A 13,751-nucleotide genomic window follows, 5' to 3' on the forward strand; every position below is an offset into this window, starting at 1 on the left:
TCCTCCTCATCCTTCGATTAAATAAAGGCCGGGAAGGCCCCTGTACCGTTCCTTGTAGTCCATACCATAGCCCACTACAAAGCCCCGCCCTATTACAGCGCCGAGGTAGTCGGCTGCCTCGGGAGAGCCGCCATCGCGCTTAAGGAGGGCGCAGACCTTTACGGAGGCCGCGCCCTTGTCAGAGAAGTATTTTTTCAACGCCCTCGCGGTATGCCCCCTGTCGATTATGTCCTCGACGATTATCACGTCGCGCCCCTTGAGGTCGGTCGTCACGTCACGGAGGATGAGCACCTCCTCGGAAGGGACGTCCCGCATGCCGTAGCAGGCGGTCTGGATGAAGTCGACCTCGTGGTCTACGGCAAGGCTACGCACCAGGTCTGAGATAAAAAGGAACGCTCCCTTGAGGACACCCACGACCACGGGGGAGCGCCCCCTGTAATCAGAGCTTATCTCGGCGGCTATTCTCTTTACTATTTCCTCTATCCCCTCGGGAGGGATATAGGGCAAAAGGTCCATATCTCATACACCAGGATTTTGAGTTAAGGATATAATCAGGCGGCAAGGCTGTCAAGGGAGGAGTTTGTCTTGAATTAAGGCTCTTCTGTATGCTAAATATAAGTAAACTTTTGTTCCTCCCCGCAAAAGACCGCGGGGATTTCGCGGGCATATTCAAGCAGGCAGAAGATGATAATACAATGCGATAAATGCGAGACCAGGTTCCGCCTGGACGATTCGCGCATAACCGGGAACGGCGTAAAGGTCCGTTGCACAAAATGCCAGAACGTCTTCATAGTGGCCCCTCCTCCGCCAGCCGAGGAGGTAGAGCTTAACGAAGTCTTTGGCGCAGGCGGCAGCTCGCCCTCCACTTCCTCCCCTTCCTTCGATGATGGCGCGAAAAGAGAGCCTTCCAGGGAGAAGGCCCCCGCAAGGCCCAGGGAAGAGAACAAGCGGAACCTGGCCTTTGACTTTGATGAGAATACCGTTGGCGATGCGAAGGCCCGCGCGCCAGAGACCGGCAGCAGCCCCGCGGAAGAGCCATTTGCCGGTGAAGAGAATACCGGTGACGAAAAACTCTCCTTCAATGACATAGACTTCTCCTTCGGCGAGGAGAGGACCGAGGAGAGGGAGAAGGAAGAAGGATGGGACGCCGGTGAAGCCTTCGGCTTTGATGCTGAAGGCACGGATGATACCCCGAAAAAAGACGAGCCTGATTTCAGCTTCGATGATCCGGTAGACAAGGGCGATGACGATCTGCGGCCCACGGGCTTTGACGCGGTAGAAGACCCGGTTGAACCTCCAAAAGAGGCCGCGCCATATTCTGCCTCTGGCTATACGAGGGCGGGCAAGGCCGCCGCGGCGCCAGAGTCGCCTGTGGTTAAAGAGGCTTCGGCAGCCCCGGGTGAAGAGTTCAAGGATATACTCTCCCGGAGCCTCACAAAAGAGGAGCTGCCGGCTTTCGATGAACCTGAAGAGGAGCACAAGCCCACGAGGGGCCAGTTCCCCGGAAGGCTCGCCCCTATTCTGGCCGTCCTCATAGTACTGCTTGGCGGAGCGGTCATATACTATAGCGGCGTGATAGACAAGCTCGCCCGCGCGCTCATGCCGCCGGCCGCAAGCACCCTCAAGACGGTGGAAATAGAGAACATCAGCGGATTTTTCGCCGAGAACAGGAACTTCGGGAAGTTCTTCGTCATCCAGGCCCGTGTAAAGAACATCACCGGAGAACCGCAGGAGATAAAGGCGGCAACCGGCGTTATCTATGACGAGGACGGCAACACCATCGGCTCGCGCTCGGTCTCTCCCGGCAGGATGGTGTCAACGGATGACCTCAAGAACCTCCCGAAAGAAGAGCTCATAAAAGCGTTCAAAGACCCCTCCGGAGGGGTCATACCTGCCAAGGGCACTGTTCCGGTAATGGTGCTCTTCACCGATATCGCCGAAGGCGTGACCGAGTACGGCATCGATATCGTAAGATAGCCTCCTTAACCCAGGTAAGAGACCCGATGCGTCATCTTGAGGGCATAGCGGAAAAGTTCCTCTCCGACATCGCGGCCCTGCCAGAGGTCAGGATGAGGCTCGGCCTCTTCGCAAAAACGCTCTCATCGCTCACGCCTGAGCAGAGCGCAAGACTCCTTGCCATAATCTACGAAAAAGAGCCGAAGGACAAAGGCGCCGCGATAGTCCGCGCAATAATGGTGGACAACGACGGGCTCCTTCAAACCCTTGGCCAGACGACCTACGACTCCATCTATCTCGCCTCGCTCCGGCTCGGGCTTGTGAGGATATCGAGGTTCTTTACCGAGTTCGAGCCGCATAAGGAAGGCGTAAGCGGCTATGAGGAAGAGGAATTCGTAAAGACAGAACAACTTTCGCTCGGAGAAAGAAGGAGCCTCTCCAAATCCCACCTCATAAGAAACCTTGAAAAGCTCCTGTCGGACCCTGACCCGGCAGTCGTTGAGAACCTCCTCAATAACCCGAGGATAACCGAGAAGGAGGTCTTGAAGATAGCCTCTAAACGGCCTAACTCGCCCCACGCGCTAAAACTCGTGGCGCTCCATGTAAAGTGGTCGAGGCGCTATGACGTGGCAAAGGCCGTCTCAAGGAACCCGTACACCCCGCCGAGAGTCTCTGTCGCCCTCATGGAAGGCCTGCTTAAGCAGGACCTTTTGGCAGTCTCAGAGGACACTACACTCCATCCGGAAGTAAAACAGGCCGCAAAGGAAATACTTGAGGATAAGGAAAGGAAGGGAAAGGGGTAGAAGCGCTTACTTCTTGAGCTTCTCTTTTTCGTCCTGCTCCGGTTCGTTCGAGGCCTTCTTGAAGTTCTTTATGGCCTTGCCAAGCCCTGAGCCGATCTCCGGGAGCTTGCCAGCGCCGAAAAGGACAAGGATAATGATGAGTATTACGATAAGCTCTGTGGTGCCGAGCCCGAACATTTGTATAACCCCGCGATTTTGTGTAAAATAATGTGTAAAAGGTACTACTAAATCTTGACAGATTTAAGGGTGCATGTCAATTAAAACTTTCCGCGGCCCAAAGGGCCAAATGATGCTGATTTTCCTGGCACTTTCGGTGCTCTTGCACCTCTCCGCCGCCGCCCTGGTGAGCCTTTTACCCTCTATTGAAAGGGAAAAGCAAACTACGCCGATACCCGTCGAGGTCGTAGATCTGCCCCATCCAAAACCCGAGAAAAAGCCACTTGTTGTCGCGGAGGTCCCGCCGGCGATAAAAGAGAACATATCTCCAGAGAAAAAGCGGCCAACCGTCTATGCCGACAGGGAGCAGAGCGTTAAAAAAGAGACCTATCCAAGGGGAACGCCTGCGCCAATGGTAAAGTCGCCCCAGCCTGTTCCGCCATCGCGTGAGGCGCCGAGGGTGATCGAAAGGCCGTTAAAGGCGGTCGAGGGGCCGGTTGCGAAGAAGAGCGAAGAGACAAGCCCTCAGCCGCTTAAACCCGTGGAGGAGGTAGTAAGGACCGCGCCCAGAGCTGAAGGGAAGACCATGGAGGAGGCAAGGCCAAGGCCAACGCCAGTTACACCGGCCAGGCCCCGGGTCTTCTCAGAGCAAAACAGGCCGAACCTTTACCCGACAGATGAAAGGCTTGCCGAGCTTACAAAAAACTATGAGGCCCAGTCCCCTTCAGGCGAGGTCGGCAAGACCCTGCAGCTCAATACCGCGGAGCTCAAGTACCAGAAGTACATACTCGACATGAAGAGGAAGATAGAGCTCTACTGGGACTACCCGGACCTGGCGGCCCGGAACGGCTGGCAGGGGAGCCTCTGGATAACCTTCAGGATAATGAAGGACGGCACCGTATCTGACGTGAAGCTCGAGAGGTCTTCAGGCTACCCGATGCTCGACGACGCCGCGGTGACCGCCATCAGGATAGCAGCCCCATTCCCGCCCTTCCCGGCGAATTTTTCCGTCGAAGAGATAAACATAAAAGGGCAGTTCATGTATAACATTATCGGGCCTGCCGGGCGCCAGAATTAGGAGCGTAGAAAAAACAGGGGGGAGGGCGTCAAGACGCCCTCCCCCGTTGTCATTGTGCTTTTTCAGCAGCCTGTTAAAACGCGGCAAAGAGCATGAGGGTGGTAAGATTATTCCCCTCATCCGGGGTCGGTCCTCCATCCCCGGTGTACCATGTGTGGTCGAGCTGGACCTGAAGATTCTGGATCGGCGTATAGACCACCCCCAGCGTGGTAGCGTCATCCGTGTCATCTCCGGCGGCCCCGCTATTTCCGTCGCGGTAGACCGCGGCTACCGTAAGCTTCTGCGCTATCACGCCTACCTCCGCGGCGACAGTCCAGGCGCTCTTGTCTCCGGTACCTGTCTCGTTGAATATGTTGGGGTCATCGCTGGATGACGGGGCCTTGCCATAGGTCAGGTATACGCCGACAGGCAGCGCGCCCACACCGCCCTGCGCCTGCGCGTCAATGGCCCATGCCTCTGCCTTCTTTCTGGTCACAACGCCGTCTTCAAGGTTCTTCTCCACGCCACCCCAGACTTGTCCGCCAAACCCCAGGTCCCATCCTGCGAATGTAGGCGTAAAGGCTAACCTGGCGTAATGCAGATATGGCCCTGACGATATCGAATTTCCCGTCTCAGCTGGATGCTCGTTCGCCCAGAGGGTATAATTGGCGAACCAGAGGCTGTTGACAGCGGCAAAGGTCAAACCCGTGGCCTCTGTCGCTGTGCCGATGTATTGCTGGGCCGAGGTCTCTGTACGGTGCTCAAGGAAGCGCTGGTGGCGAAGCGAACCGGTATTTAATAGCTCCAGTCCGTAAGCTGCGCCGAGCCCATCGGTAGTGAACGGGACTACGCTAATATTCGTCCCGCCCCCGCCGAGAGCGAAGACAAAGGGCAACTTGAATGAGGTGAATAGCGGCTCGCCTTCCTTTATCGCGGCCTCAAGGAGGAAACCCGCGTGCTCGCCTACCCTGCCGCCGAGCAGGAGGGCTGCCTCATCGGGGAACTGAAGCGACCCCTTGTTAAGCTCGCCCGCTTCCCCGGCATCTGTGCCTCCGTTCCTCTTCTGGAAGCGTATCTTCGTTACCAGGCTGGCGTTCAAGACAGAGGGGAGCGAGAGGAAGTCACCTTCTATCATGCTCTGTCCGCCAGTCATCGTATATCCACCCGCCTTGAAGGAGCGGCCAAAGGCGTTAAGAGCCGGGAAATGCTGAAAATGGCATGAGCTGCACGCCATCCCCGTCTGCCGCGAAAAGGCCGGGATGGCCCCGGCGTCCTGCGGCATGAAAAACGAGACCGCGAGGAAGATGAGCCCCACATAGACCACTGATAGATTTACCCTCATCACACCCGCCCCCTTGAGTTTGTATTTTAACCGCTTCAGCTATTCGTCAATAAAAGACCGGGGTCCGATGTTGACAGGGCCCCGGATATCTGTTATTGCTAAATACAGCCTTTCCTGAAGATATGCCCGAGTGGCGGAATTGGCAGACGCACGGGACTTAAAATCCCGAGGTGGCAACACCGTGCCGGTTCGACCCCGGCCTCGGGCACCATTAAAACCTATAAAGCTTCACTTCTTTTTAGGCGTCCTTACGTAAAATTCCCTGAAGACCTCCACGCACCCGTTCGGCACGTTGTAAAGGTAGATATCGGTCCCCCTGGAGCTTGATATCCAGGCGTATACATTCTCCCTCTTCCTGATATTGATGCTCCCGGCCGGATAGTTTTGCCTGTACTTTTCCGCGAGCGCGCCGCAGGTGTTCGTCCAGTAGGCGGTCACCGTCCGCGAGGCCTGGCACGAGCCGTCTTTCATGGGCAGGAGCGTAAGCGAGTAATGCTTCGTCCCCTGCAGGAAATCGACGAGCGCCATCTCGCTCTGCTTGTTCCAGAGGGTGTTCCAGTAGCTGTTCCCCTTTTTGAAGTCGTAGTCCAGCGCCTCAAGGCAGCTGTTGTTCAGGTTATTAATCAGCTCCTTTTTCATCCCCTTGCCTTCAAGCTCTTTTTTCACGTCGAACGCCCAGGCCGTTGAAGAGACAAGAAGGATCGCCAAAACAAAAACCAGTCTCATATAAAGACTCCCTTTGCTAATGGAATGACAGCCTCAGCTCCAATACATCGTCCGGCGCGTCACTGGTAAGGCCGAAGGTGGTCGAGAGGTCGATAGAAAGCTTGTCGCTCCACGCCCAGTTCCCGCCGAGGCGTATGGAGGAGGCGTTTATAAGCGAGCCCGCTATCCTCTCCCCGTCCTTCTGTGTCTCAAGGGTGAGGCTGTGCTGGTATTGCATGTTGACCGAAAGCCTGTAGCTCAACGCGTATGCCGCGCCGAAACCAAACTCGTAGGCATCGCCCGGAGAGAGTTTGAGCTGCCTGCTTACGTAGACTATCTCCTGCGTATCCGGGTCCTGCTCCGCAACGAATAGCGTATTCTTCCTCGGGAAGCTGTGTGTGTAGCCCAGGTTGAGGAAGACGACCGCCGGGTCCGAGCTTTTTATGAATGAGAGCGTCCCCTTGAGCGAATTAAAGCCCGTGCCCATGGGCATCTCGCCCTTTGTGGGGTCTATCTCGAATACGCTCTGCCCTGTCCTCGATTTGAAGGTAAGACCGGCCAGCAGATGCGGCATGGTCGCGGTCTCCTGCAGGGCATGGACGAGTACGGTGCCGTATATGTCACCCTTGCCCTGGTCGTAATTGATCACCTCGTCCTCACCGACCGCCACGTCCGGCCTGAAAAAGCTCTCCCTCTGGTACCTGTACGGGACCGTCAGCTCGAGCTGCACCCTGTCGGTTATTCCGACCTTGCCGGTGGGAGAGATTATGAAGATATCCCTTTTTATCTTCTCTACCGTTACCTCGCCGATGACGAGCACCGGAAGCAGGGCGAACCCGTCTACGTATATCTGGCTCTCGGAGAAGTGGGCGTAAGACAAGCCCAGATCGAGCGCGAACTTGCCCTGGGGAAGGAGCAACCCGCCCCTCCTCGCGTCAGTGGATACCGGGGTATGGTGCTCCCCCTTGAGGGCCTCCTTGGCCTGGTCAGGGTCTGTTGGCGCCTGTTGGACCGCCTCATCCGCCTTTGAGTCAGCCGTGAAGATAAAAAACAGAAAAAGGGTTACTGAAAAACAAACCCAAAGAGCCTTCTTCATCCATCCTCCAACCGCGATCGAGATGTGCAAAGAGTATATACCGGTTTCAGGAGGACGCAACCGCCCCGCCTCAGAACCTTCTCAAGTCGTTTATGCCGTGCTGAAAAAAGTGGGGAGGAGGCTGGAGAAATCTCCAGAGCTCTTCCATGTATGGCGCGTCGGCCCGCCTGAAGCCGGGCTCCGGCTCGCCTTCCCTGTTCACCAGTAGAAAGATATTCTCGTACCAGTAGTCGCTGAACTGGTAGACCGGCAGGGTCAGGTTGCCCTTGGCCGGGTCAGCGAGCTGGACCCTGTCGCCTTTTATCCCCCTGAAGACGACGAAATGCTTGTAATTATTTATGACTATCGGCAGGAGCACGGCTGTGTTGGCCTTCGCAAGCTCCTCTATGCCGTCGGCCTTGTACCCTTCCGCCTTATAGCCCCTCTCTGAGGCGAACCTCTTAAGGTCCAGTATCGAGAACCCCTTCCTCGCCACTATCTGGGCGATGTCTCCCTTGCGCAGGATCCCGTCTATGACCTCGTCTTCCCGAACCGTGTCTCCGAGGATATTAAGAAGTGTAGCCATCGCCGCCGACCCGCAGCTGTAATCGAACTTCTGCATCACCACGCCAGAGGTGCGCATCTCCCAGACGTTCCTTATCTCTTTAGTGAAGGCCATACCTCCCGCTGTTATCCGGTATTCCATTGCAACGGCCTCTCCGGCGGCGAGGGGCGCGAGAAAAAAGGCCAGAATAGTCCAGGCTAAAAATGCGGCTCTTGTCATTTCCCCTCCGTAAAAGTGGAGGGAGGGGCTTTAAGCCCCTCCCTCCGGTCTTCAAGACGGTCTTAGTTCTTGTTCACGGCGTAGGCAAAGGTACCGCCGTCCGCGACGTTGGAGTAGTTGACCGCGGTATTGGTGTTGAACTGTTTCACGCAGGTCTGGCTGAGGGTCCCGGCGTTAATGACGTTCAACCCGGCGTTCACAGCGGACGCCGCTGAGTTTATGAGGACGACCGCGCTCGCGTAGCGCTGGGCGTTGTCATTCAGCTGGACCGAGTTCATGTTGTTGTCCTGGGTCCCATTGCTCAGGTCGGTGGCAAAGTAGTTCTCCACGACCTGGGTCTGCTTGTACTTGTTCTTTGCCGTCGCTTCGCCTTCAAGCGCGAACGCGTCGTTGTAGTGGTTCTTCGCGGTCTGCGTGTTCTCCTGATGGATAACGGAGTTGGTCACGTCGCCGCCGGCGTTGTCCCAGTTGATGAGGTTCTGCCCGACGTTCACCGCGGAGTTGGCCGAGTTTATAAGCTTGTCCACGGTCACGTACTGCTGGGCATTGTCGTTCACCTGGACCGAGTTGTTATTGTTGTCCTGGTCGTAGATTATAGCGTAGTTATTCGCGATATACTGCCCCGGGTCGTCGGATGTCTCCCAGTTCCTGGCCTTCGCGTCAGTACCGCCGTCGGCGTAGTTATCGAAGTTCTCGGCGGTCTGGACGTTTTTCTGGTAGATGGTGTCATCGCTATTGGTGATGTCGCCTACGTCCAGGACGTTCAGCCCGGCGTTCACGGCAGAGGAGGCCGAGTTCTCGAGGAGCACAGCGGATACGTTCTCCTGCGCGTTGTCGTTCAGCTGGACCGAGTTATTGTTATTCTCCTGGTCCTCTATAACGGTCGTAAGCTGAGCCGTTACAGGGAACTCCCCGTTGTGGACGTGCTGTGTCTGCTTGTTTTGGTTCTCCGCGTATGCGTCCCCGTCAACAGAAAACGCGTCGTTCACATGGTTTTCAGCTACAGCGGTGTTGGTCTGGTAGATGTCCGTGCCGGTAACGTTGCCCACAGTGGCGAGGTTCGCGCCGGTGTTGGTCGCCGACTTGGCGGTATTGACGAGCGAATCAACGAGGGCGTTCTGCTGGGCGTCGTCGTTCACCTGGACCGAGTTGTTGTTGTTGTCCTGGTATTCTATGGTGGTGTCCAGGAAGGAATTCTCTATCCGCTGGGTGACGACCCCTTCCTCATAGTTCTGGGCGTACGCGGCACCGTCTTCGGCGTCAGCGGTGTTATTCATGTTGTAGGCGCGCTGGGTGTTGGTCTGGGTGATATCACCGCCGGCGATGTTGCCTGAGTCAGAGCTGTAGATATTGAGGCCGAAGTTGTTGGCGCTGAAGGCCGAGTTCAGGACGCTTACGCCCTCTGAGTTCTGCTGTGCGTTGTCGTTCATCTGGACAGAGTTGTTGTTGTTCTCCTGGTCCTCGATAGTCACAAGGAAGCTATTATTCACATCCTGGGTCTGCTTGTTGAGGTTCTGCGCGTATGCGTCGTTATTAAATGCAAACGAGTCATTCACATGGTTCTTGGCCGTGTTGTCGTTCTCCTGCTCTATTCCAGAGGAGGTCGCTGGGCCGCTGTAGAGGAGGTTGGCCGAGGCGTTGACGGCGCTTACCGCCGAGTTGATTAGCCCTTCGACATTGCTGCTCTCCTGAGCGAAGTCGTTCAGCTGAACGGAATCGAGGTTGTTGTTCTGGTCGGCTACAGGAAAATTGCTCTCGTTCACAATGGTCTGGATGCCCTGGGCGCTTACCCTGTCCATCTCGGAATCAGAGAGGGCCGCCGAGCCTGCGAACGCCGTCCCACTGCCTGCCAGTGTTATGCCTACAGCGAGTGCGAACGCCTTTCTTAAAGTCATTTTGCTTCCTCCTTGGTTGTTTGTTGTTAAGCTGCGTTCAATCCCCCATGCCGCTTTTACAGCGTACCGCTCCATACGAGAAGGCTGTTAAGGATGCCTAGCGAGGTGTTGGTCTGGTTCACTGCGCCGTTGTTGTCGCCGTTGATGACGGTTATGTTTATCCCGATAGGCACGGCGCTATTGGCGGCGTTCAGGTTCAACAGCGAGTTCAGGTTGCTCTGCGCGTTGTCGTTGAGCTGCACCCCGTTCTGTATACCCGTTGCGCCATTCCCCAGGGTCTGTGAGGCGCTTCCAGGCAGGGTAGCGCCCGCGATGACCTGGCTAAGGTCAAGGGTGCCGTCGAGGTTCGGGACGAACATGTTGTAGTCGAGGTAGACGATGAGCCCCTGGGCGTGGACCGTGTCAAGGTACTCGTCAGAAAGCCTGTGAATGGCGCCGTCGGCCTGCGGGGCCATAAGCCACAGGGACAAGAATGCCCAGATTGTGAAGGCGAGTCTTTTCATTTCTCCTCCCTTTATTTGAAGGAGGGGGCTATTACGCCCCCTCCTTCCAGTGGTTCAGCCCCGTCTTAGTTCCTGTTCACGGCGTAGGCGAAGGTCCCGCCGTCCGCAAAGTTGGAGTAGTTGACCGCGGTATTGGTGTTGAACTGTTTTACGCAGGTCTGGCTGAGGGTCCCGGCGTTAACGACGTTCAACCCGGCGTTCACAGCGGACGCCGCTGAGTTTATGAGGACTACCGCGCTCGCGTACCTCTGGGCGTTGTCGTTCAGCTGGACAGAGTTCATGTTGTTGTCCTGGGTACCAATGAGCACGGTATCGGCGTTATTTGCGATCCACTGGGTCTGCTTGTAGGCGTTCTCGGCGGTCGCTATCTCGTCAGACGCGAAGGCGTCATTATAGTGGTTCTTAGCGGTCTGCGTGTTCTCCTGATGGATAATGGAGTTAGTCACGTCGCCGACCGTCCAGTCCCAGTTGATGAGGTTCTGCCCGACGTTCACCGCGGAGTTTGCCGAATTTATGAGCTTGTCGACGGTCACGTACTGCTGGGCGTTGTCGTTAAGCTGTACGGAGTTGTTGTTGTTATTCTGGTCTAAGATGACAGCAACGTCTTCGTTTATGATTAACTGCCCGGGGCTTGCCGCGGTCTCTTTATTGCTGGCAGTGGCGTCTTCGCCGCCGTCGGCGTAGTTGTTGAAGTTCTCGGCGGTCTGGACGTTTTTCTGGTAGATGGTGTCATCGCTATTGGTGATGTCCCCTACGTTCAGGACGTTCAGCCCGGCGTTCACGGCGGAGGAGGCCGAATTCTCGAGGAGCACCGCCGATACGTTCTCCTGCGCGTCGTTGTTTACCTGGACCGAATTGTTGTTGTTCTCCTGGCTCACTACAACGGAGAAATCACCGTTAATGACGTTCTGGGTCTGCTTGTTGTAGTTATTGGCGTATGCGTCCCCGTCAAAGGCAAACGCGTCGTTCACGTGGTTTTCAGCTACAGCGGTGTTGGTCTGGTAGATGTCCGTTCCGGTAACGTCGCCCACCGTGGCGAGGTTCGCGCCGGTGTTGGTCGCCGACTTGGCGGTATTGACGAGCGAGTCAACGAGGGCGTTCTGCTGGGCCTGGTCGTTCACCTGGACCGAGTTGTTGTTGTTGTCCTGGTCCACGATCACTGAGAAAAAGTCATTGACTACCAGTTGAGTGATGAGGCCTTCCTCATAGTTCTGGGCGAATGCGTTTACCTCGCCATTTGCGGTGTTGTTCATGTTGTAGGCGTGCTGGGTGTTGGTCTGGGTGATATCACCGCCGGCGATATTGCCTGAGTCAGAGCTGTAGATATTGAGGCCGAAGTTGTTGGCGCTGAAGGCCGAGTTCTGGACGCTTACGCCCTCTGAGTTCTGCTGTGCGTTGTCGTTCATCTGGACAGAGTTGTTGTTGTTATCCTGCCCTTCTATAACTGAGAACTCGTCATTGTTAACGTACTGTGTCTGCTTGTTGAGGTTCTGCGCGTATGCGTCGTTATTAAATGCAAACGAGTCGTTCACATGGTTCTTGGCCGTGTTGTCGTTCTCCTGCTCTATTCCAGAGGAGGTCGCTGGGCCGCTGTAGAGGAGGTTGGCAGAGGCGTTGACGGCGCTTACCGCCGAGTTTATTAGCCCTTCGACGTTGCTGCTCTCCTGAGCGAAGTCGTTCAGCTGAACGGAATCGAGGTTGTTGTTCTGGTCGGCTACAGGAAAATTGCTCTCGTTCACAATGGTCTGGATGCCCTGGGCGCTTACCCTGTCCATCTCGGAATCAGAGAGGGCCGCCGAGCCTGCGAACGCCGCCCCACTGCCTGCCAGGGTTATGCCTACAGCGAGTGCAAACGCCTTTCTTAAAGTCATTTTGCTTCCTCCTTGGTTGTTTGTTGTTAAGGTTTGAACGTCGCCTGTTCACGCAAGAGACTCCCCCGCGCTCACCTCCTCCTTTCTCAGGATCGCCAACCCCCTGCCGCGGACCCGTGTATAAAACAAACCGCAAGGCCCGCCCACCCCCTAAGCCGCATCCCTTGCCAGAGATATCGCTACGCGAATGCCACGGCCTGATCTGTATGGCATGTTGTTTAGCAAGCGCCGTGCCAAGCCTTTATCTCATCTACTTACCTGTCTTTTTCTCCCGGGCACATTTCCGGGTTGTTAAAAAGCTTTACAGGGACTTTGCAGTGTATCTTTCTGCAGGAGCCATCTCTCCATTTATAAAGCTCATTAGTAACGCCCCTTTTCGCGTTCTCTGATCCTCCGGTCAAGCGGTCGCCGTCTTGCCTGTAAAGACTTTTTACGGAGAGTTATGAGGTCCAGGGAGGGCACGGCCACCGCAGTTCTGTCTTGACAACAGTAGTCGGGATAACGTATCTGCTGTAGCAGGGAGGCGTCATTGAGATCCGGACAGATGAATAAACAGGTACAGGGGCGGGTGCGCCTGATACTCTTCAATAAGCCCTTCAACGTCCTCTGCCAGTTCACCGATAGCGCTGGGCGAGCTACACTGGCAGACTTCATACCCTTCAGGGACGTCTACGCCGCCGGGAGGCTCGATTACGACAGCGAAGGGCTCGTCTTACTCACGAACAACGGGCGTCTGCAAAGCCTCATAGCAGAGCCAAGGCATAAGCTCCCGAAGAGCTACCTCGTCCAGGTAGAGGGCGCGCCGGATAAAGAGGCCCTCGACAGGCTAAGGCGCGGGGTGCTGTTAAAAGACGGCATGACCCAGAAAGCGTTGGTCGAAACTGTCAGCGACCCTCAGATTTGGCCGCGCGTGCCGCCGATAAGGTTCAGGAAGAACGTCCCTGATAGCTGGCTCAGGATCACGATAACAGAGGGCAGGAACAGGCAGGTGCGGCGCATGACAGCCGCCGCGGGCTTCCCCACCCTGAGGCTCATAAGGCTTAAGGTCGGCCCATGGGAGCTTGGGGGGCTAAAACCCGGCGAGTGGAAGGAGGCGCCCTTCCCTGAAGCACTGCTTATAAGATAGCCTTGTTGCTTCTCCACTGCCATGTGATATATACTTGCCGTTATGAACTCTTACGTATTATTTAACGGGTGAAGCGCATGCCTCTTTGGTCCGCCGCCGCAAGGCTCGTTGGCCTCATCGTCACAGGAAAGAGGGTCATCAAGGTCTCCCGAGCGGTACTGGGCTCGATCAGGCAAGAGCGCGGCCCTGAGCCTGACGAGGGGCTTAAAGACCGCCTTGCCGCGATGGAGTTCAGGGTAGAAAGGATTGAAGCCGAGGTCGAAGAGTTGAAAAGATCGGTCAGACGGCTCTCTTCTGCCCTTTACGCTCTCGGCGCCCTCGCGGCCATTGCCCTCTTATTGGCTTTAATCAAACTGGCCTGATACGGAGCAGCCCTTGATTTAAAGTCCGGATTTTAGTATGCTCGAAAATATCAGGCTATTCCTCTCCACGACTCCCCTTCAAGACCAATTCATCTCGAGTTCTTTCAAAAAAACCG

Annotated in this window: 14 protein-coding genes and 1 tRNA gene; 6 read left to right on the forward strand and 9 right to left on the reverse strand. The window is 55.9% G+C overall.

All coding sequences use genetic code 11. The annotated features are described in order from the left end of the window. Positions 1-6: 6 nt before the first annotated feature. Positions 7-516 carry a hypothetical protein gene (locus A2V21_306880; protein OIJ74010.1) on the reverse strand — a complete coding sequence of 170 codons (510 nt, stop codon included), beginning with the start codon at positions 514-516 and terminating at the stop codon, positions 7-9. Positions 517-684: 168 nt separating this feature from the next. On the opposite strand from A2V21_306880, the gene A2V21_306885 reads away from it, so the two are divergent. After that, positions 685-1,977, forward strand: coding sequence for a hypothetical protein (locus A2V21_306885; protein ID OIJ74011.1), 1,293 nt, complete (start codon positions 685-687; stop codon positions 1,975-1,977). Positions 1,978-2,003: 26 nt separating this feature from the next. Next, positions 2,004-2,759 carry a hypothetical protein gene (locus A2V21_306890; GenBank protein OIJ74012.1) on the forward strand — a complete coding sequence of 252 codons (756 nt, stop codon included), beginning with the start codon at positions 2,004-2,006 and terminating at the stop codon, positions 2,757-2,759. Positions 2,760-2,765: 6 nt separating this feature from the next. Here the strand turns inward: A2V21_306890 and A2V21_306895 are convergent, their stop codons facing one another. Beyond that, complete coding sequence (locus tag A2V21_306895) at positions 2,766-2,936, reverse strand: preprotein translocase subunit TatA (GenBank protein OIJ74013.1); 171 nt, start codon at positions 2,934-2,936, stop codon at positions 2,766-2,768. Positions 2,937-3,045: 109 nt separating this feature from the next. Between A2V21_306895 and A2V21_306900 the strand changes: the two genes are divergently transcribed. Continuing rightward, on the forward strand, positions 3,046-3,993 hold the full coding sequence (locus tag A2V21_306900; GenBank protein OIJ74014.1) for a hypothetical protein: 948 nt from the start codon (positions 3,046-3,048) through the stop codon (positions 3,991-3,993). Positions 3,994-4,066: 73 nt separating this feature from the next. Here the strand turns inward: A2V21_306900 and A2V21_306905 are convergent, their stop codons facing one another. Further along, positions 4,067-5,314 (reverse strand): hypothetical protein, encoded by a 1,248-nt coding sequence (locus A2V21_306905; GenBank protein OIJ74015.1) that lies wholly within the window; start codon positions 5,312-5,314, stop codon positions 4,067-4,069. A gap of 124 nt (positions 5,315-5,438) precedes the next feature. Here A2V21_306905 and A2V21_306910 point away from each other — a divergent pair. Next, positions 5,439-5,525, forward strand: a tRNA-Leu gene (locus A2V21_306910). A gap of 17 nt (positions 5,526-5,542) precedes the next feature. On the opposite strand, the gene A2V21_306915 is transcribed toward A2V21_306910, so the two are convergent. The 6 genes from A2V21_306915 to A2V21_306940 form a co-directional block, all read right to left on the reverse strand. Continuing rightward, entirely contained in the window at positions 5,543-6,040 is a 498-nt protein-coding gene (locus A2V21_306915) for a hypothetical protein (GenBank protein ID OIJ74016.1), read from the reverse strand. A gap of 16 nt (positions 6,041-6,056) precedes the next feature. Beyond that, entirely contained in the window at positions 6,057-7,115 is a 1,059-nt protein-coding gene (locus tag A2V21_306920) for a hypothetical protein (GenBank protein ID OIJ74017.1), read from the reverse strand. A gap of 70 nt (positions 7,116-7,185) precedes the next feature. Further along, positions 7,186-7,800 (reverse strand): hypothetical protein, encoded by a 615-nt coding sequence (locus A2V21_306925; GenBank protein ID OIJ74018.1) that lies wholly within the window; start codon positions 7,798-7,800, stop codon positions 7,186-7,188. A gap of 140 nt (positions 7,801-7,940) precedes the next feature. Beyond that, complete coding sequence (locus A2V21_306930; protein ID OIJ74019.1) at positions 7,941-9,773, reverse strand: hypothetical protein; 1,833 nt, start codon at positions 9,771-9,773, stop codon at positions 7,941-7,943. Between the two features lie 56 nt (positions 9,774-9,829). Further along, positions 9,830-10,276, reverse strand: a complete 447-nt coding sequence (locus tag A2V21_306935) for a hypothetical protein (protein OIJ74020.1) — start codon at positions 10,274-10,276, stop codon at positions 9,830-9,832. 65 nt (positions 10,277-10,341) lie between these two features. After that, complete coding sequence (locus A2V21_306940) at positions 10,342-12,147, reverse strand: hypothetical protein (GenBank protein OIJ74021.1); 1,806 nt, start codon at positions 12,145-12,147, stop codon at positions 10,342-10,344. 544 nt (positions 12,148-12,691) lie between these two features. Here A2V21_306940 and A2V21_306945 point away from each other — a divergent pair. Together A2V21_306945 and A2V21_306950 are read left to right on the forward strand one after the other, a co-directional pair. Continuing rightward, positions 12,692-13,273: a pseudouridine synthase gene (locus A2V21_306945; GenBank protein ID OIJ74022.1), complete on the forward strand. Its 582-nt coding sequence runs from the start codon at positions 12,692-12,694 to the stop codon at positions 13,271-13,273. Between the two features lie 77 nt (positions 13,274-13,350). Next, positions 13,351-13,635 (forward strand): hypothetical protein, encoded by a 285-nt coding sequence (locus tag A2V21_306950; protein ID OIJ74023.1) that lies wholly within the window; start codon positions 13,351-13,353, stop codon positions 13,633-13,635. Positions 13,636-13,751 lie beyond the last annotated feature (116 nt).

The organism is Deltaproteobacteria bacterium GWC2_55_46 (genome assembly GCA_001595385.3).
In the GTDB taxonomy this organism is placed as follows: domain Bacteria; phylum Desulfobacterota; class GWC2-55-46; order GWC2-55-46; family GWC2-55-46; genus UBA5799.